At 51.6% G+C, this 18,147-nt stretch carries 18 protein-coding genes, 1 riboswitch and 1 other annotated feature; of the genes, 3 read left to right on the forward strand and 15 right to left on the reverse strand.

Annotated elements, in window-relative coordinates; genetic code table 11:
- Positions 1–158 precede the first annotated feature (158 nt).
- From I2G61_RS07535 to I2G61_RS07575, 9 genes are all read right to left on the reverse strand, one after another.
- A complete protein-coding gene (locus I2G61_RS07535; protein WP_229100707.1) occupies positions 159–602 on the reverse strand; it encodes a GNAT family N-acetyltransferase in 444 nt (147 codons plus the stop codon).
- A gap of 123 nt (positions 603–725) precedes the next feature.
- Complete coding sequence (gene obgE / locus I2G61_RS07540; RefSeq protein ID WP_072683324.1) at positions 726–2,006, reverse strand: GTPase ObgE; 1,281 nt, start codon at positions 2,004–2,006, stop codon at positions 726–728.
- An 80-nt stretch (positions 2,007–2,086) separates the two neighbouring features.
- Positions 2,087–2,371, reverse strand: a complete 285-nt coding sequence (rpmA, locus tag I2G61_RS07545) for a 50S ribosomal protein L27 (protein WP_006060527.1) — start codon at positions 2,369–2,371, stop codon at positions 2,087–2,089.
- Positions 2,372–2,374: 3 nt separating this feature from the next.
- The gene (locus I2G61_RS07550; protein ID WP_072683325.1) at positions 2,375–2,692 is read right to left on the reverse strand and encodes a ribosomal-processing cysteine protease Prp; all 318 of its coding nucleotides are present in this window, start codon (positions 2,690–2,692) and stop codon (positions 2,375–2,377) included.
- 5 nt (positions 2,693–2,697) lie between these two features.
- Positions 2,698–3,009, reverse strand: coding sequence for a 50S ribosomal protein L21 (gene rplU / locus I2G61_RS07555; RefSeq protein ID WP_006060525.1), 312 nt, complete (start codon positions 3,007–3,009; stop codon positions 2,698–2,700).
- 30 nt (positions 3,010–3,039) lie between these two features.
- Positions 3,040–3,114: a sequence feature (ribosomal protein L21 leader region), on the reverse strand.
- Positions 3,115–3,405: 291 nt separating this feature from the next.
- Entirely contained in the window at positions 3,406–4,242 is an 837-nt protein-coding gene (locus tag I2G61_RS07560) for a pyridoxamine kinase (RefSeq protein WP_072683326.1), read from the reverse strand.
- A 239-nt stretch (positions 4,243–4,481) separates the two neighbouring features.
- Positions 4,482–5,666 (reverse strand): M20 family metallopeptidase, encoded by a 1,185-nt coding sequence (locus tag I2G61_RS07565; RefSeq protein WP_195548097.1) that lies wholly within the window; start codon positions 5,664–5,666, stop codon positions 4,482–4,484.
- A 16-nt stretch (positions 5,667–5,682) separates the two neighbouring features.
- A complete protein-coding gene (locus tag I2G61_RS07570; RefSeq protein ID WP_072683328.1) occupies positions 5,683–7,077 on the reverse strand; it encodes a YfcC family protein in 1,395 nt (464 codons plus the stop codon).
- 81 nt (positions 7,078–7,158) lie between these two features.
- A riboswitch (Lysine riboswitch) is annotated at positions 7,159–7,337 on the reverse strand.
- A gap of 106 nt (positions 7,338–7,443) precedes the next feature.
- A complete protein-coding gene (locus tag I2G61_RS07575; protein WP_006060516.1) occupies positions 7,444–8,064 on the reverse strand; it encodes a TetR/AcrR family transcriptional regulator in 621 nt (206 codons plus the stop codon).
- 183 nt (positions 8,065–8,247) lie between these two features.
- Between I2G61_RS07575 and I2G61_RS07580 the strand changes: the two genes are divergently transcribed.
- Positions 8,248–10,266, forward strand: a complete 2,019-nt coding sequence (locus tag I2G61_RS07580; protein ID WP_072683329.1) for an FAD-dependent oxidoreductase — start codon at positions 8,248–8,250, stop codon at positions 10,264–10,266.
- 151 nt (positions 10,267–10,417) lie between these two features.
- On the opposite strand, the gene I2G61_RS07585 is transcribed toward I2G61_RS07580, so the two are convergent.
- The 3 genes from I2G61_RS07585 to I2G61_RS07595 all read right to left on the reverse strand — a co-directional run bounded on the left by I2G61_RS07585 (position 10,418) and on the right by I2G61_RS07595 (position 13,888).
- A complete protein-coding gene (locus I2G61_RS07585; RefSeq protein ID WP_072683330.1) occupies positions 10,418–11,650 on the reverse strand; it encodes a M1 family aminopeptidase in 1,233 nt (410 codons plus the stop codon).
- A 201-nt stretch (positions 11,651–11,851) separates the two neighbouring features.
- Complete coding sequence (gene uxaC, locus I2G61_RS07590; RefSeq protein ID WP_072683331.1) at positions 11,852–13,246, reverse strand: glucuronate isomerase; 1,395 nt, start codon at positions 13,244–13,246, stop codon at positions 11,852–11,854.
- 108 nt (positions 13,247–13,354) lie between these two features.
- Positions 13,355–13,888, reverse strand: a complete 534-nt coding sequence (locus I2G61_RS07595; RefSeq protein WP_195548098.1) for an O-acetyl-ADP-ribose deacetylase — start codon at positions 13,886–13,888, stop codon at positions 13,355–13,357.
- A gap of 84 nt (positions 13,889–13,972) precedes the next feature.
- On the opposite strand from I2G61_RS07595, the gene I2G61_RS07600 reads away from it, so the two are divergent.
- Positions 13,973–14,860, forward strand: a complete 888-nt coding sequence (locus tag I2G61_RS07600; protein WP_195548099.1) for a DMT family transporter — start codon at positions 13,973–13,975, stop codon at positions 14,858–14,860.
- A gap of 102 nt (positions 14,861–14,962) precedes the next feature.
- Complete coding sequence (locus tag I2G61_RS07605; RefSeq protein ID WP_072683334.1) at positions 14,963–15,961, forward strand: isocitrate/isopropylmalate dehydrogenase family protein; 999 nt, start codon at positions 14,963–14,965, stop codon at positions 15,959–15,961.
- Positions 15,962–16,068: 107 nt separating this feature from the next.
- Here I2G61_RS07605 and I2G61_RS07610 read toward each other — a convergent pair whose 3' ends face one another.
- The 3 genes from I2G61_RS07610 to yaaA are packed head-to-tail and all read right to left on the reverse strand — an operon-like array spanning position 16,069 to position 18,102.
- A complete protein-coding gene (locus I2G61_RS07610) occupies positions 16,069–16,644 on the reverse strand; it encodes a sugar O-acetyltransferase (protein WP_072683335.1) in 576 nt (191 codons plus the stop codon).
- A complete protein-coding gene (locus tag I2G61_RS07615) occupies positions 16,641–17,348 on the reverse strand; it encodes a 5'-methylthioadenosine/adenosylhomocysteine nucleosidase (RefSeq protein WP_072683336.1) in 708 nt (235 codons plus the stop codon). The genes I2G61_RS07610 and I2G61_RS07615 overlap by 4 nt, the downstream gene beginning before the upstream one ends.
- Entirely contained in the window at positions 17,308–18,102 is a 795-nt protein-coding gene (gene yaaA, locus I2G61_RS07620; RefSeq protein ID WP_072683337.1) for a peroxide stress protein YaaA, read from the reverse strand. Before yaaA ends, I2G61_RS07615 begins: the two co-directional genes overlap by 41 nt.
- Between the last annotated feature and the right edge of the window lie 45 nt (positions 18,103–18,147).

An 18,147-nucleotide genomic window follows, 5' to 3' on the forward strand; every position in this document is an offset into this window, starting at 1 on the left:
TCAGGAAACTGACGAAGGCTTGCCTCAGGCTTAACCAACACTTGTCTGTTTCCCGGCGTTTCCGCTCCTCCGTTTGACGTCTTGAAAGAAAATACCAATGAAGAAGTAAAAAACGAGGAAATAAAAAATTTCGCGTCCGGCTTAGAGGCAGGATCCGTTTACAGCCAGCGCACAAAGGCGGTTTTATCCTGATCATTAAATCCCGCTTCACGGTAAAAACGCAGCGTACTTTCCCGCTTGGAGCCCGTTGTCAGCAGCACTTTGTAACAATGATTCTCGCAGGTGATCCGCACCGCTTCCTCCAAGACCCTCCGGCCTAAGCCCTGACACCGATACCGCGGATCCGTCACCACATTTTCGATGATCCCGCAGGGCCGCTGATCATGCGTCAGATTGCGGATGATCGTCAGTGTGCAGGTTGAGATTCCATGGCCTTGACTCTCAGCCACGATTATCGCTGTCTGCGGATCGTTCAGCAGCGTTTGCCACAGCCGCATGAGTTTGGCATCCAACTCTGGAATAGGGTTATCGCCCAAAAACGTATAAAGCTGAAGTAAATCCGGTAAATCCTGTCGCTGAGCCAACCGCATGGTCATCATCATTTCATTCTCCTTCACACTCAAAAACTGATCGTTTATTTAAGTCTTTTTTCAAGCCAGAAATCCCATTTCCCTCTGGTCCACTCCATGGCCAACGAAAAAGAGGCGCAAACGGCCTCTGATTGCTTATTCGACAAATTCAAATTGGAAATCGTTGATGAAGACGAGATCGCCGTCCTCCGCGCCCTTCTGCCGCAGCGCCTCATCGACGCCCAGCTTGCGCAGCGACTGGCCGAACCGATACACCTGCGATTCAACCTCAAAATCAGTCATCTTGAACAGTTTCTCGACCTTCGGACCTTCCAGCCGCCACTGGTGATTGCCCAGATTGGTAACGGTGAAATCCGGCGCCTTCGGTACAAACTTATACAATACGCCTTCCTCAACTTCAGTTTCACCTGTCATCGGGAATTCCGGCGTCGTTTCCAACAGATCCGCGACTTTGTAAAGAACCTCGTCCAGCCCTTCCGCGATCAGCGTGATCACCGGATATACCGGAATGTCCGGATAAGTTTCCTTAAAACGCTTCAGATTCTCTTCCGCGCCCTCCAGATCCATCTTGTTCGCCAGCACGACCTGCGGCCGTTCCATTAAGCGCAGTTCGTATTGTTCCAGCTCCTTGTTGATGATTCTGTAATCTTCAATCGGATCGCGGCCGTCGTTGGCGCCCATGTCCACGACGTGCACAATAACCCGGCAGCGCTCGATGTGACGCAGAAACTGATGTCCCAGTCCCTTGCCTTCGCTGGCGCCTTCGATCAGACCCGGTAAATCCGCCATGACAAACGAACGGCTATCCGGGACCTGAACCATGCCCAGATTCGGCGTGATCGTCGTGAACGGATAATCCGCGATTTCCGGGCGAGCCTTGGAGACAACGGATAATAACGTTGACTTGCCGACCGAGGGAAAGCCGACCAGCCCGACGTCCGCCAGCAATTTCAGTTCAACCTGAATTTCCTTGGCTTCGCCGTCTTCACCCTGCTCACAATATTCCGGCGCAGAGTTGCGGGCGGAAGCAAAATGCCAGTTGCCGCGGCCGCCCTTGCCGCCTTTGGCAATGACTGCGCGCTGGCCGGGTTTCGTTAAATCGGCGATCAGTCCGCCGGTCGCCAGATCCTTGACTAACGTACCCAGCGGGACCTTGACCAAGACGTCGTCGCCATCCGCGCCGTGCATTTTCTTCGGCTTGCCGACACCGCCGTTGCCCGCGGTCAGCTGCTTGGAATAGCGCAGATCCAGTAGGGTTGACTTGTTGCTGTCAGCTTCAAAAATAATATCGCCGCCGTCGCCGCCGTCCCCTCCTGCCGGTCCTCCCAGGGGTACATATTTTTCACGCCGGAACGCAACCAATCCGTTGCCGCCATTACCGGCCTTGAGTTTCATTTTAACACGATCAATAAACATGGAAAACGCCTCCTTTCCTCTTAGAATAACCTCGATCGTACTTCTTCAAACAAAAATCCCCAACCGGGGATTTTGTTAACTTACGCTGCTGGATAGACAGAAACTCTCTTCTTGTCCTTGCCTACGCGCTCGAATTTTACAGTTCCGTCGACTTTTGCGAATAAGGTATCATCGCCGCCGCGTCCGACATTCACACCCGGATGAATCTTTGTGCCGCGCTGACGGTATAAGATTGAACCGGCTGTCGCAAACTGTCCGTCCGCCTTCTTGGCTCCCAGTCTTTTGGAATGAGAATCACGGCCGTTCTTTGTAGAACCGACACCCTTTTTGGAAGCGAACAACTGAATGTTCAATACTAACTTCATGGCTTACACCTCCTGTTTTTTGAGTTTTATAAATTCTGGATAACTCTCTGCAATGGTCTGCAGCTGAATCCAGGCTGTTCGGAGAATCAGCTGGGCGGTCGGATCGTCCGGATTCAGAATCCGGATTTTCAGATATCCCTCCCGGGTTTCCGTTTGAAACGTTCCGGGCGCTAATTCATCCAAAGCATTATTGGTTCCGATCGTAATGCAGCTGACGCCGGCGCAGACAAGATCTTGTCCCATTTCAGCGTAGCCCGCATGACCCTCCGCCAGTAAGGTTTCCGCCTTTCCCTGACGTTCAGTCAGCTTGATCCGAATCATGAGACTTAAGCTTCGATGGCTTCAACGGTCAGCTTTGTATACGGCTGTCTGTGGCCCTGTTTGCGGTGAGAAGAACCGTCCTTGGCTTTGTACTTGAAGATCGTGACCTTCTTTTCCTTGCCCTGCTTCTCAACTTTGCAGGTGACCTTAGCACCCTTGACATACGGCGTACCGATTTTTGTTGTTCTGTTGGCATAGAGCACAACGGTGTTGAAGACGACTTCTTCACCCGGCTGAACGTCCAGCTTTTCTACATAGATCGACTGGCCGACTTCAACGCGCAGCTGCTTTCCGCCTGTTTCAATTACTGCGTACATGACTTGCACCTCCGTTCATATTCTCATGTATTTCTGAAAGAGACTCGCCAGCGCAGGGGACGATTTCCCGTCTTAAAACCCTGTTATGAGCGGTTGCAGCCATCAGAGGGGCATACAACGTGATAATAATAGCACAACAGCTATTTCCAGTCAATGTAATTTTACCAATCTGTCCGCTTGTTTTCAATCATTTTTCTTCTGTTTTATAGTTTTTATCCCACCAGGAATTATCAGAACAGGTGATTATTTCTTAACTGGATTGTCGTTGATCACGCTGGATATCATCGTCAATATCCTCTATGATGCAGGAATCTCTTATGGTATGCAGGACGTCAAAATACTGAGAAGGATTCCCATAGATGCAAAAGCTTTAAATTTTGTTCGCCTCTTCTATTTTTATAAACCGAGACGGCGGATCAGCTGCGGCAGCACGCGTTCAAAATTCACGCCGTATTTCTTTTCAGCGTCGTGTTCCATCGTTTCGCGGATACAAGCGACGGTGTAGTCGGCCGCAATCTCCAGCGCTTCCTGCAAGCTTTTTCCCAGTGCCAGAGCGCCGACAGTCGTGCTTGAGAAAATATCCCCGGTTCCATGGTAGCTGACAGGGATCCGGTCATGCACATAGCGGATTTTCTTCCCGCTTACAAGATCCCGGCCGGCGACGCCGGTCTTGCCGGGTTCCAAAGCCACACCGGTCAAAACGACCGCACGTTTTGTTCCCAAAGCGGCCAGCTTATCCAGCAGCGTTTCGATGTACTGCTCGTCATAGTGTTCGCGGTATTCCATCCCCGTCAGAAAGCATGCTTCCGTCAGATTCGGCACGATGATATCCGCCTTGGCGCACAGCCTGGCCATCTGGGCGGCAAAGTCCAGGTCAAACAGTGGATAAAGCTTGCCGTTATCCGCCATGACCGGATCCACAAAGATAAAATTATCCTCAGATTTGAATTGATCAAAGAAATCGGAAATCAGCTGAACTTGCCGTTTCGATCCTAAATATCCCGTATAGATCGCCGCAAAATCAATCTGTTCCTGCTGCCAATGCCGTGCGATCGGCGCGATTTCGTCGGTCAGGTCATGAAATGTATAGTTCTGAAACATTGTATGGGTCGACAACACCGCCGTCGGGATGATCGCTGTTTCCACACCCATCGCCGAAATGATCGGCAGCGCCACGGTCAGCGAACATTTACCGACGCAGGAAATATCCTGAATGGTTACGATTCTCTGCATTGTTCAATTCCTCCTTCAAGTCCGATGACTTCAATCCGATTATAAACATCTCTCACGGCAAACACAAGCCCCGCCCGCACTTGGGGAAAGGCTTCGCTTGCTTTTTCAGACAGAATGCCAAAGTTTTCAGCCTTTCAAAGAGTCTGTTAAAAAAGCCGCTTCCCGCGGCTCTTGGTTTTATTTCGTCGTTTGTTTTGGAAATTTCTGAATCCCGCTGATTGCTGAGCGTTGGGAACGCTTTACAGTCCGCCTTTTAACAGCTCCGGGTTCAGAAAAACCTGCAGCGCGCTGAAGGCCATCGCTTTAATCGCTGTGTGCAGCGAATGATCGGCGGCATGACCATGAACATAGTCCAGAAAATCTTCGTTGTGCGCATACACCGGCGGACAAGCGTCGGTTTCAATTTCGCAATACACCGTCGGACAAACATGCGAGACATTGCCGATATCGGTCGAGCCGGAGGCTTCGTTGGACTGCGGCACAAAATGAGTCACGCCCAGCGCTTCCAGATTTTCCTTCAACAGCTTCCGTAACGGCTCGCTGTAAACCAGATCGTCATACGAGTTCTCAAAGTTATGATAAGCTAACGACGCACCCGTCATCAGCGCCGCGCCCTTGGCGCAGTTGATGATCCGCTGTGTTAATTCTTCCAGATAAGCGCGGGATTTCGCCCGGATATAGAACTGACAGGACGCGCTTTCCGGCACGATGTTGGCCGCCGCTCCGCCGTTGGTTACAATCCCATGCACCCTTGCGTCGCTCTGCATGTGCTGGCGCAGGGCGTTGATCCCGGCAAACGTGAGCTGGACGGCATCCAAAGCATTGATGCCTAAATGCGGATACGCCGCAGCGTGCGCCGCTTTCCCGGTGAAGTCAAACTGCAGGGAATCCATCGCCAGCGACACGACATGAATGTTGTTTTCCGCGCCTAAATGCATCTGAAATGCCGCGTCAATATCGTCAAAGCAGCCCGCGTCAACCAGGTCGCACTTGCCGCCCAGCGTTTCTTCCGCCGGCGTTCCGATCAAAACGATTGTACCGCTGAATTCTTCGCTGATCTGCGCCAGCAAGGCGGCTGCGCCCAGTGTTGAAGCTGCGATCCAGTTATGACCGCAGGCATGGGCGTTCTGGTTATGCTCCGGACCATAGCCCGGCAGCGCGTCATATTCCGCCAGGAAAGCAATTTTCGGACCATCGCCGCAGTTCAGCTCAGCGCGAAACGCCGTTGCCAGACCGCCGTAAGGCTGCGTGACCGTGAAACCATAGCCGCGCATTTTTTCACACAAATACTGCGACGACCAGACCTCATCACACCCCAGTTCCGGATGGGCGTAGATTTCATCGCGGACTTGTTCAAACTGTTCAGCCATTTCCGCTTCCCGCGCAAACAGCGCCTCGCGCAGCATCGCCAAGTTCTTTTCCATCGTGATTTCCTCCCGTCTAGTATCCGATCAGCACGGCAATCGTTAAGAGCACAATTTCCGCGATGAACAATAAACCGAACAACGGCGTCACAAACTTATACCACTTGTTGACCGGCAGGCCCATAATTCCGCACATCATAAAGACGGAGGTCGGCCAGAAAATATTGGAAAACCCGTCGCCGAACTGGAAAGCCAGAACCGCGATTTGCCGGCTCAAGCCGACCATTTCAGAAACCGGCGCTAAAATCGGCATCGTGACGACCGCCTGTCCGCCACCGGACGGAATGAAGAAGTTAATGATATTCTGCACAAACAACATGCCCATCGCGCTCGCAATGCCTTGAAACTGCGCCAAACCGGTCGACAGCCAGTACACAATCGTGTCGATGATGTGTGCGTTGTCCATGATGACTGGAATCGCCCGGCTCAGCCCGACGATCAGCGCGCCGAACATCATATCCTTCGCCGCTTCGATGAAATACTGCGCGATCTGGCTCGGCGTAAACCGGGACACCAGACCGATCACAAGCATCATGATGATGAACAGCGCCGCGATTTCATTGATATACCAGCCCAGCTTGATCGTGCCGATCAAAAGCATGACGACGGTGAAAATGAAACACAGCCCGGAAATTTTCTGCGTCAGCGTAAAATCACGCTTCATCAGTTCTTCCTTAGTACCGACTTCGCGGAAATTCAGGTTTTCACCGGCCAGAATTGATTTTTCCGGATGCTTTCTGACCTTCTCCGCATAGCGCCAGACATAAATGATCGAGATGCCCATGAAAATAACAAAGCAGAAGACCCGGTAACCCAGGCCAGAAAACAGCGGAACCTGAGATACTTCCTGCGCGATGCCGATCGTGAACGGATTGATCGTCGCCGCCGCAAAGCCGACCGCGACCGCGATATAGACGATCGAACCGCCGACGATGGCGTCAAAGCCCAGCGCAATCGCAATTGAAATGAAGATCGGAAGCAGGCCGTAGGTTTCCTCAAACAGACCGATGGTTGAGCCGAGGATCCCGAAGGCGATCATGCAGATCGGAATCAACAGGTGTACGCGGTTGCCGATCTTTCGCAAAACGGCGCCGACGACCGCATCGAACGTTCCGTTTTTCAATAACATATAAACAAAGGCGTAAGCAAAGACGATGAAGAAAATAATCTGAGCACCGTCAATGAAGCCTAACTGAATCGAAGTGAAAATTTCAAACAGACTGCAGCCGGTTTTCGGCAGGTAATGGAACGAATCGGCGACGACGACCATCTTGCCGCTGGCTTCGTCCAGGACACGGGTGAATTCCCCGGCCGGCACAATGTTCGCCAACAGCGCGGTCAGCAGGACCATGCCGAAGATAATGACATAGGTATGGGGCATTTTGAATGATGTGGCAGTTTTCTTGCGCATACAATTTCCTCCTTAACAAAAAAAATCTTTACATCCTAAAACATGTAAAGATCAATGGAAATCATCATTCATCCCTATATGCCTTAAGATAGTGCTCCTTTGTAAAATGGCATCTTTACAAAGACAGTGACCTACCTGTTCGATAGGTCCCCAGCCGCTTTTATGACAAAGCGACTTCGGCGGATCATCCTTTCCGGCTGACTTCTCAGGCTTTCGGCCTCCATCAGCGTACTCTTAATCTCCGCGCCTCTAGCTGTGCTTTCACACAAGCATGTTTAGATTACCATATTCAATTTTACATTTCAACCGGAAAACACAAGAAAAAAGGAAATTCTGACAGAATTTCCCAAGGACTTGAAAAACAGATCAAACGGCGGACGACAGCGGATCTTTGGTATCGTAATCCTCCAATTTTAATAAGGAATAAAGTATTGCACGGAACGGTTTGGCATCATAGGTGAAGCGCTGCAGCCGATCGGCATAACGCATCGCATAGCTGTTGAGCAGACAATGAACGACGTTCGCCCGGGTCCGGGCTTCGCTTTCACTTAAGTCGGGATCATGGCGCTGGATGTATTCCTGAAGCTGACGCCGGTAACGCATCGACCACTCCGCGATCGCCGGAAAATTATCGACCCGGTGGGAGCTGATCAAGGAAGCCTGCGTCGAATAGAGCGCCGCCGTGACCGGATCATCCGCGAACAGTTCGTTTTCCTGCATCAGAATATCCAGAAACGATTTCAGATCCCCGGCCGCTTCCGCCTTCTTCAACGTTTCACGGATATTCTTTGCCGCATATTCGTCCCAAATCTCGACAAAAATCTCCTCCTTGCATGGAAAATGCCGGTAAAAGGAACCGACCGCTAACCCGGCGCGTTCCGTGATTTCCTGAATGCTCGTCTGTTCATAGCCTTTTTCAAGGAACAACGCCAGCGCCTGTTTCTTAAGCAGATCATGCGTTGTCGTAAAGCGTGCGGATCGCGGCATACTATCCCTCTTTTCTGTGCTTAACTATAGCCCAGCCCACCGGTGGTGTCAAGATTGCGTCAGAAGAGAGCGCTTTGTTTAAAGTTTTTGTGAATCTAATTCACTTTCATATTGATAAAATTTGCACATACCCGTATAATAGAAGCAACAATGTGAATCACATTCACAAGAAAGGAGAATTTTATGTCTGATTTATTTCCAATCCTCACCTCGCCGGGCAAAATTGGCACACTGGAACTGAAAAACCGCATCGTCCTGCCGCCAATGGGGACCGATGCCGGACGAGATGGCTTCGTCACGGATGCGATCGTCAACCGCTACGCCGAAAACGCCAAAGGCGGCACCGGCCTGATCATCACCGAGGTCACCTGCGTCGATCCGCCGCTGGGCATCAACACCGCCCAATACATCGCACTGAGCGACGACAAGTACATTCCGGGCTTTCGCCGGATCACCGACGTCATTCATCAATATGGTTCCAAGTGTGCGATCCAGCTCAGCCATGCCGGACGCGGCGCCAATCTGGATGTACTGCACAAGCTGAACCAGCCGGCTGTTGCCCCTTCCGCAGTCGCGATGCCGTATAGTTTTCTGACCGGGCTGACCGGAGAAACGCCGCGGGCTTTTGAGCACGATGAAATCGTTGCACTGGAGGATAAATTTGCGGATGCCGCCTACCGTGCCAAGCAGGCCGGCTACGACGCCGTAGAGGTGCATGGGGCCGGGTATTATCTGGTCGCTCAGTTCTTCTCCGCCACCGCGAATCTGCGGACTGACGAATATGGCGGCAGCGCGGAGAACCGGGCGCGTTTCGCCTGCAACATCATCCGCAAGATCAAAGCTCGCTGCGGAGCTGACTTCCCGGTTCTGATCAAGATGAACGTCATCGACGGCGGCCTCAACGGCGGTGTCAGCGTCATGGACGGCTTGTTGAATTGTTATCTTGTGCAGCAGGCCGGCGCGGATGCGATCGAGGTCATCGCCTGCAACTGGAGCGATGTGGCGACGTTGAAGGATATTCCAGCCGGTGGTCAGCCGAAAGGCATGACCTTCCCGTTAGCGGGTATGATCCGCAAAGCGATGATCGCGGAAAACGAAGACCGGCCGAATCTGGAAGGCCGCGGCCGGCCGGCGATCACGATTCCGCTGATTTCCGGCGGCCGAACCTATGATCCGGAATTGGCGGAAGGCGCGCTGGCCCAGGGAGTCTGCGATTTCATCCACATGGGACGCGGCTTATTGACAGAACCGAACCGGCCGAACATGATCCTCAACGGCACATGGAAATATGCCCGGCCGTGCATCGGCTGCCAGAAGTGCATGGACAACCAGCTGCACCATGACGGAGAACTGATTTGCAGCGGCAACGCCGTATTCGGCCACGATGATAACGACGCGTCGCTGCCGGAACCGGAAACGATTAAAAACGTGATGGTGGTCGGCGGTGGGCCGGCTGGCATCGAAGCCGCTCGAGTGGCAGCGATCCGCGGACATCATGTCACCGTTTACGAAGCGGCAGACCGGTTAGGCGGTCAGCTGATCCCGGCCATCGTTCCGCCTTATAAGCAGAATCTTGCCGATTATATTCCTTATATGGAAGGCCAGGCCGAATACCGCGGCTTCACGGTCGAACTCAATCATCCGATCACCCGCGAGGAAGTCGAGCGTCTGAAACCGGACGTCGTCATCGTCGCGACCGGCGTTCTGCCGGCAGTTCTGCCGATTCCGGGCTTTGACAAACCGCTGGTCATGAACGCCAAAGAAGCGCTGCTGGGCAAGTCGACAGGCAAAAACATTGTGATCATCGGCGGCGGCACGGTCGGCTGCGAAACGGCGGAATGGATGCTGGACGCGGGCAAATCCGTCACGATCGTGGAAATGAGCGACCGGCTGATGGGCAAGATGGTGGAAACGACGCGGTTTGTCCTCAAAGCACATCTGCGCGAGCTGAACTGCCGCGAATTATTGAATACCCGCTGCGTGGAAATTCAGGATCAGGCCGTCGTCGTCGAATCGGCCGAAGGACAACAGACAATTCCGGCAGACAATGTCATCATCGCAGTCGGCGACCGGCCGAACAACGCATTAGCAAACCAGATTCAGGATCTGTGCCCTGAGGTCATCACGATCGGCGACGCCCAGGGGATCGGCAGTGTCCTGGAAGCCGTGCGGACCGGTTATGTCGCGGGGAAATCAATCTAACTTTCTCCAATCAGGATGTTCTAAAGCTCTTGGGGAAAGCATGGACGAAATTGTCTTCTGCCCCAGATTCTGACATAGACAACAAAGAGGAGTGTATGCTCCTCTTTTAGTATCCTAATCAACTTTTCTTTCTTACTTTGATATTTCCGTTCTATTCCGCGGATGCCTGACTTACGGCTTCAATCCATTTCTTTAAGATTGGATCCTCCCCGTGCAGTCCAAAATCAGCCTGATCCAGAAATTTCTCAATCGCCGCGGCCAGTTCCGGGGAAAGTTCCCGGCGGATTGCTTCCAGCAGAGCTGCCGTGGACTTAACCGTCAGGTTCGCTAACAAGGAAAGGATTTGATCGACGACCGTCATTCCATGATCAAACGCCAGTTTTAAAAACAAAGCCGTTCCTTTTTGATGGATGCTTTTTGCATCGTTCTTCCCTTCCGGCGTGCGGATCGGCCGCAGCGGTGCACAAGTGGAAACGAGCATGTTCAATTTTTGCTTAAGCAGCCATGTCGGGCCGTGTTTCATCAAGTAACGCAGGCAAGCCCATTCCGCCCCTGTTTCATTCAGCCAGTCCTCCCAGGAAGAAACGTCGGCGCCGGTAAACCAGAGATGACCCAGTTCATGCGCCATCAAGCCAATCATCCGATCGGCATGTTCCTGGATTTGAGAACAATCTTCCGGCAGAATCCGCGTGTAAAACGTCCACTCCCCACGCTGGAAAGCGCCGGCATTTTGATAGTCGGGAATATCCAAAGATATCATTTTTCGCTGCGGCAGCTTCCGCGCGCCATAGGCTGTCTGATATTCCATCAGAATTTGTTCAACTTCCTCGACCATGCGGGAAATGATTTCCGTTTCATCCGGATTGAAATAGATAAACTGCACTGCGGCATTTTCCTGCGTCAGTTTGCTTTCCGGCTTATAGATCACGACATTGCCGGAATCCCCGGCCAGCCCTGAAGAAAACCAGGCCTTCTGAGCTTCATCCCATTGTCCCTCCAGCATGACCTGTCCTGGCCGGCCTCGATATGTCAGTAGAAACGGAATGAGGGACAAGGTCTTCGGCTGCGGATAGTAAACGGAATAAACGTTAAGGGCCAATAAATCGGAGCGGTTGACATTCCCCCATCCAACCGGCTGTCCTTGATATTCGATCACGATTTCCCCTGCCTGAACGATCTGCGGCGTAATCTTGCGGGCAGCCGAGCGGAATAGCATCGGTTCTGAGGGACCTGCTTCGAAGGCAATTTCTTGATCCTGGCTCACGATGCGATGGAGAGTCAGCTGATCGGAAAGCCAGAAGCTTTCATCCTTTTCCAAATACAGCTGACAGCGAAACAACAGGTCCGAGGCTTGTTCAAATAGTTGCAGGTGAATGATTTTCATCGCTGAGTCCCTCCTTGTTTATCGGTTATCTATAATTTAACATATACTATATAGTTTTACAATATAGTTGCTATGAAATAATAAAATCAACGTTGATTTACAGGATCGCGCTTTTCCTGATAAAAAAAGCCGGAAACCCCAGCTCCCGACTTTAAAGTTAAAACCGTTGAAAACGCTTATTCTTCATCCTATATTTGAAATTTAGAACTCAAAATACCGAACGGCGTTGTCGTAACAAATATCTCTGACCATTTTCTCCAGCTGCGTCCAATCCTGCGGCGCTTCCCCATTTTCAACCCAGGTTCCTAACTTATTGCAGAGAATCCGTCGGAAATATTCATGACGTGGAAACGACAGGAAGCTGCGCGAATCCGTCAGCATCCCGACAAACCGGGATAACAAGCCGACCTCCGCCAGCGTATCCAGCTGCTTTTCCATTCCGCGCTTCTGGTCGCAGAACCACCAAGCCGAACCGAGCTGGATCTTGCCAGGAAGGCTTCCATCCTGAAAATTCCCGGCGGCGGTGGCCAACACTTCATAATCCTTGGAGTTCAGACTGTACAGAATCAGCTTCGGTACGCCTGCGTTTTGTTCCATCGCGTCCAACAGCGAATTCAGCTGACCCGCGATCATCGGATCATCCGTGCTGTCATATCCGGTATCCGCCCCCAGTTTGGCAAACATTCGTGAATTGTTATTGCGCAGCGCGCCGATATGCAGCTGCATCGCCCATCCCCGCTTCACATATTCACTGGCTAAAAAAACAAGCACTGCGCCGCGGTATTGACGCAGCTGTGAGATCGTAAGGGGCTGGCCGGCTTTCTTCTGGTCCAGCAGTTTTTGAATCTGAGCCTCATCCGCCGGCGCATAAAAATCTCCGTTTAACGCATGATCGCTCAATTTACAACCCTGTTCGGCAAAATGATCCATACGTTTTTTCAACGCAGCCTTCAGCCCTTCCCAGCTGCCGCAGTCTTCGCCTGTCAGCTCAGCTAACTTTCCAAGATACTCCAGATAACCCTCTTTCTCAATGTTTAAAACAGGATCCGGACGGAAGGCCGGCAGCACCCGGATTTCAAAGTCAGCCTTCAACAATTTATGCCAGCGCAGATCATCCAGCGGATCATCCGTTGTACACAGCGTCTTAACATTCATTTTCCGAAGCAGGTTCCGCACCGAATATTCCGGCGTGTTCAGCATCGCGTTGGTTTGTTCCCAAATCTGATCGGCATTCTCCGGACAGATAATCGTATCCATGCCGAAATATCGTTTTAATTCCAGATGTGTCCAATGATACAGCGGGTTGCCGATCAAATCCGGCATCACCGCGCACCAGGCATCAAATTTTTCCCGGCCGCTAGCCTTGCCTGTGATCTTATCCTCGCCGATGCCGTCAGCCCGCATCGCCCGCCATTTATAATGGTCGCGGCCCAGCCAGACTTCCGCAATATCCGGATAACAGCGGTCTTCGTAAATAACCTGCGGTTCCAGATGATTGTGATAGTCCAGGATTGGCATCGTCTCCGCCGCCTGATGATATAATTGTTTCGCCGTATCATTTTGAAGCAGAAAATCTTCGTCCATAAATTTTTTCATCTTCTCGCCCTTCCCTCTTTTCATCAGTATACCGCGTTTTGCGAATCCGCGGATTCTGAAATTCTTAGTTTTCCCATTTTTAAATCTCTTTTTTTATGAGTCTTCCGTCTAATCGCCTTTATTATCCAGTTGTCTTTTATACAGCTGCGCATCTTCGCTTTCATAGCAGCAGAAAATGACGTCGATCTCCTTTTCAGCCTGCAGCTCGCTTAACGTATCCCGCACCGTGTCCACAGCGATTGAACAGGCCAGCGCTTTAGGGAAATGATAGATGCCTGTGCTGATGCACGGAAAAACAATCGTCAACGAGGACAGTCTGTATTCCTTTTGCAGCTGACGAGCCAGGCGCAGCGACTGCCGGTAACAGCTTGCCAACAAATCCACTTCCTGATGTCGTCCTCCGCTCCACACTGGACCGACAGTATGGATAATCCAGCGGCATGACAGATCATAAGCTTTTGTCACTTTCGCCTGACCGGTTTCACAGCCATGCAGAGTCCGGCATTCCGCCATCAGCTGCGGACCCGCTTTCCGGTGGATTGCCCCATCGACGCCTCCGCCGCCCAACAATGAGCGGTTCGCAGCATTGACGATGATCTCGGCCGGCACTGAAGTGATATCACCCTGAATAAAAGTAATCATATTCTTGCCCTCTTTTCATTGACAGCGATCTGCTTCTTTTCTATTCTATAACTAAGAAGAAGTGGAAAGCAAGGTGAATCCGGTATGAAACGAAGTCAGATCCAGCTGATCAGCGCGATGTTGATTTTCGGCAGTCTGGGATTGTTTGTCCACCAGCTCACTCTGTCCTCAGCGCTTATCGCTTTTTTCCGGGCCGTGATCGGCGGTTGTTTTTTATTCCTGTATCAATGCCTTCGCCGCAAACCACCGCGCCTTCCGCAAAGCCGCAAATCCCGGATCGCCTTGTTGATGTCCGGCATTTTATTAGGCTCCAACTGGGTCTTCCTGTTTGAAGCTTACCGGCTGACGACGGTCTCGATCGCCACTTTATGTTATTATCTGGCGCCGATTCTCGTCGCTTTGTTTGTGCTGTTTCGTTCCCTCCGTTTCTCCGGAAAAGCCGCGCTGCTTTTAGTTCTGGGACTGACGGGTCTTTGTCTGTTGATCAATCCCGGTTCCGCTCTGGGAATCCATTCAGGACTGGGCATCGGGCTTGGCCTCATCGCCGCGCTCATGTATGCTGGGATTATTTTGATCAACCCCTATTTCAAAGAGGTCGACGGCCTGGACAGCTCCTGCCTTCAGCTTTTGATCGCGGCCGCGGTTTTATTCGGTTATCTTTTAGTTCAGCCGGCGTTGTGGAACGGTCTTGAACTATCGCTTTCGCAATGGGGACTTCTATTATTGCTGGGCATCGTGCACACCGGATTGGCTTACGCCTTGTACTTCAGCGCGCTGCCGCGTTTAGACAGCACCACGGCCGCATTTTCCAGTTATCTGGATCCCGTCAGTGCGATTTTCTTTTCTGTTATCTTCCTTCACGAACAGCTTAACGCCATTCAGCTTGTTGGCGCGGTCTTGATTCTGGGAACCTCCTGGCGCTTAAGCCGGCTGGAGAAAGAAGCGGGACTGCCTGAAAAGACTTCTTCATAAAGAAAGATTTTTCAAAGATAATGTTTTGTTTTTTCAATTTGTTCTTTTCATTTTTTCTTTCCTGCGGTACACTTAAAAGCAAATAGAAAGAAGGCATCAGCCATGACCCAAACAATTACTTTGATCGAAGGCGACGGGATCGGCCCGGAAATCACCGCTCAGGTTGTCCGCGTCTTACAAGCGCTCCAGCTCCCCCTGACCTTTGACCGCCAAACGCTCGGACAGACCGCGCTGGAACAAACCGGCAGTCTGATTCCGGAAGCCACGCTGCAGTCGATCCGCAAAAATCACATTGCGCTTAAAGCGCCATGCACGACGCCGGTTGGTCAGGGCTTCCGCAGCGTCAACGTCCAGCTGCGCCTGGCGTTTGACCTGTACGCGAACATCCGGCCAGCCCGTTCACTGGAAGGTGTGAAAACCCGGTATGAGAATGTCGATCTGATTATCTTCCGGGAAAATACCGAAGATCTGTATATCGGCGAGGAACGGAAGATCGACGAGGATACGATAGAAGCGATCAAGCGGATCACCCGTCCCGCTTCACAGCGAATCATCCAGGCGGCATTTGAATACGCGGCAGCTCATCAGCGGAAGAAAGTTACATGCGTGCATAAAGCGAACATCTTAAAACAAAGCGACGGCCTGTTTCTGCGGATCTTCCGGGAGATCGCCGCGCAGTATCCGCAGATCGAAGCCACTGATCTGATTGTCGACAACGCGTGTATGCAGATGGTCATGCATCCGGAGCAATTTGACGTCATGGTCATGCCGAATTTATACGGTGATATCCTTTCTGATCTGTCCAGCGGTTTGATCGGCGGACTGGGGCTGCTTCCCGGTGTGAATCGGAATGAGGAAATCGCAATCTTTGAAGCCGTGCATGGCTCTGCCCCGGATATCGCGGGAAAGAACCTGGCGAATCCAACTGCCCTGCTTCAATCCGCCTGCATGATGCTGGACTATTTAGGTTATGGAGACGCGGCTCAGCGGATTCACAAGGCGTTGGTTTCCGTTTTGTGCGACACTCCGGTCCGCACGCGCGATTTAGGCGGAACCGCGACGACCACCGCGTTTACCGACGCTTTGATCGCTCGGCTTTAAGCTGTCCGAGAAATTCTGATCTCAGCTTGCTTTCATTACAGTCAATTAAAAAGAGAAATTCCGCTTTCGGCTTCCAACGCCAAACTGGAATTTCTCTTTTTTTCTGGTTAAAACTCATCCGGTTTCTGATCAAGATCGATCCGCCGCTGCACCCGGCACGGATTTCCATAGGCGATGACATTCGCCGGCATGGACTTCGTGACGACGCTGCCGGCTCCGATCACCGTATTATCCCCGATGGTCACCCCCGGACAAACGATCGCCCCGCCGCCAATCCAGACATTTCGGCCGATTGTGATCGGTTTTCCGAATTCCACATCTTGTTCGCGCAGCTTGGGATCCAGCGAATGACAGGCCGTCAGCAGCTGAACGTTCGGACCGATCAGCGTTTTATCGCCGATTATGATCGGACAGACGTCCAACAGTACGCAGCCATAGTTCAACATCACATCGTTTCCCAATGTAATATTAAAACCGTAATCGCAATAGAACGGCGGCTTTACCCAGAAGTTGCCCTCAGTCCGCAGCAGCTTCCGCAACAGGCGGCTGCGCAGATTCACTTCATGAAAGGTTTTCTTGTTATAGCGATGACAGAGCCGGGAAGCCCGGTCACGAAGCAGAATCAGCTGCGGATCCAGCGGATTATAGTTCATGCCGGCAATCATTTTTTCTTTTTCATTCATTCCGGTCTATTTTCTCCCAGCTCGCCCATCATTCTTTCCAGCAGAGTCAGCGCCTGAAGCGCGGCCCAGGAAGAATTCTGATGATATGCTTTTGAACCGCTTTGATGCGGCGTGTCGGAAATTGCGCGCAATGCTAAAAACGGAATCTGGTTGACATAACAAACATGGGCTGCCGCGGCGCTCTCCATATCGACGCAATCCGGATTGAATTTTTCAATTATTGATGAGCGTCCCGCCTGATCAATGAACTGATCTCCGCTGACGCTCCGGCCTGTCCGGATTTTTCCTTCTCCGTTTCCCTGACCGGCAGCGCGTTCTGCCAGATGAACCAAGTCCGGATCGCTGAGAAACCACAGGTCTTTCATATAGGGGTGATAATGAATCAAAACACCCGAATGATCAACATCGTGATAGGTGCATCGCTCGATAATGATCACGTCCCCGATCCTTAAGTTCGGATCCAACGCCCCCGCCGTTCCGATCATGATCACAACGGATACCTGCTTATCGATCAGCAGCTGAGTTGCTAAAGCTGCATTCACTTTACCGACGCCGCAGCGTACCGCAGTGATGGATTGTCCCTGCCATGTCCCCTCGATGAGTTTCAGCATCGCGGCTGCTTCTGTTTTCTCGATTCGCATCTGCGCGATCAACGGTTGAATTTCATCGTCGGCCTCCGCGATAATTCCGATTTTTTGTTTCATAGGTTTCTCCTTTGTCACGGGTAAACACAAAATTATGATCATTCGAAAGTTTGGCTTGATAACGATAACCACGCCGATTGAACGTTTTCAGCTGTTCTGGATTGTCCGCTCGGATTTCCGCTAAATAGCGGATCATTTCACCCCGTGCGATCTTTACATAAACACCCTTCTCCCGCAGCCCCATCCCGGTTTCTTCATAGAACCAGCATTTAATATACCGGACAGGCGAAGCCGCATATCGGCTGACGCTGCGGGCATGCTGAGCGCTGGCTAAGTCGATTAAAACAGAATCTGACTGAGCCAGGTGCTGATATAAACGATCGCCCCAAAATTCATAAAGACTGCGAAACGCGGGTGTTCTTAATGGAGAATCCATTTCCAGGCGATGCGGATGGATACCATCCAGCGGCCGCAGCAGACCGTAAAATCCGGAGAGAATCCGGACGTGGCGTTCCACGTAGTCCAGCTGCTCATCCGTAAATACATGCGGCGCCATCGTCTGGTACTGAATACCGTCATAGCTCAGAATCGCGGGTGTCCCTTCCTTATTCAGATCCAGGATTTGATACTGCTTTCTTGCTTCTTCGGCAATCTGCGGACTGCATTTCAATAGTCTGCGCAGTTGTTCCTGATTGAGCGCTTTGAGGGTTGGCAGCAATTTCCGACTGTCTTCAAGAAAGAAAGGCTGATGTCTGGGCGATATAAAAACTTCGTCTGTTTTAATGCGCTTTGCCGGCGCGATGATACACAACATCGTTTAGCCTCCTTTTTCTTTGTTCACACTTCCAGCGCAACTTTT

The organism is Holdemania sp. 1001095H_141210_F2, from assembly GCF_015558105.1.
In the GTDB taxonomy this organism is placed as follows: domain Bacteria; phylum Bacillota_I; class Bacilli_A; order Erysipelotrichales; family Erysipelotrichaceae; genus Holdemania.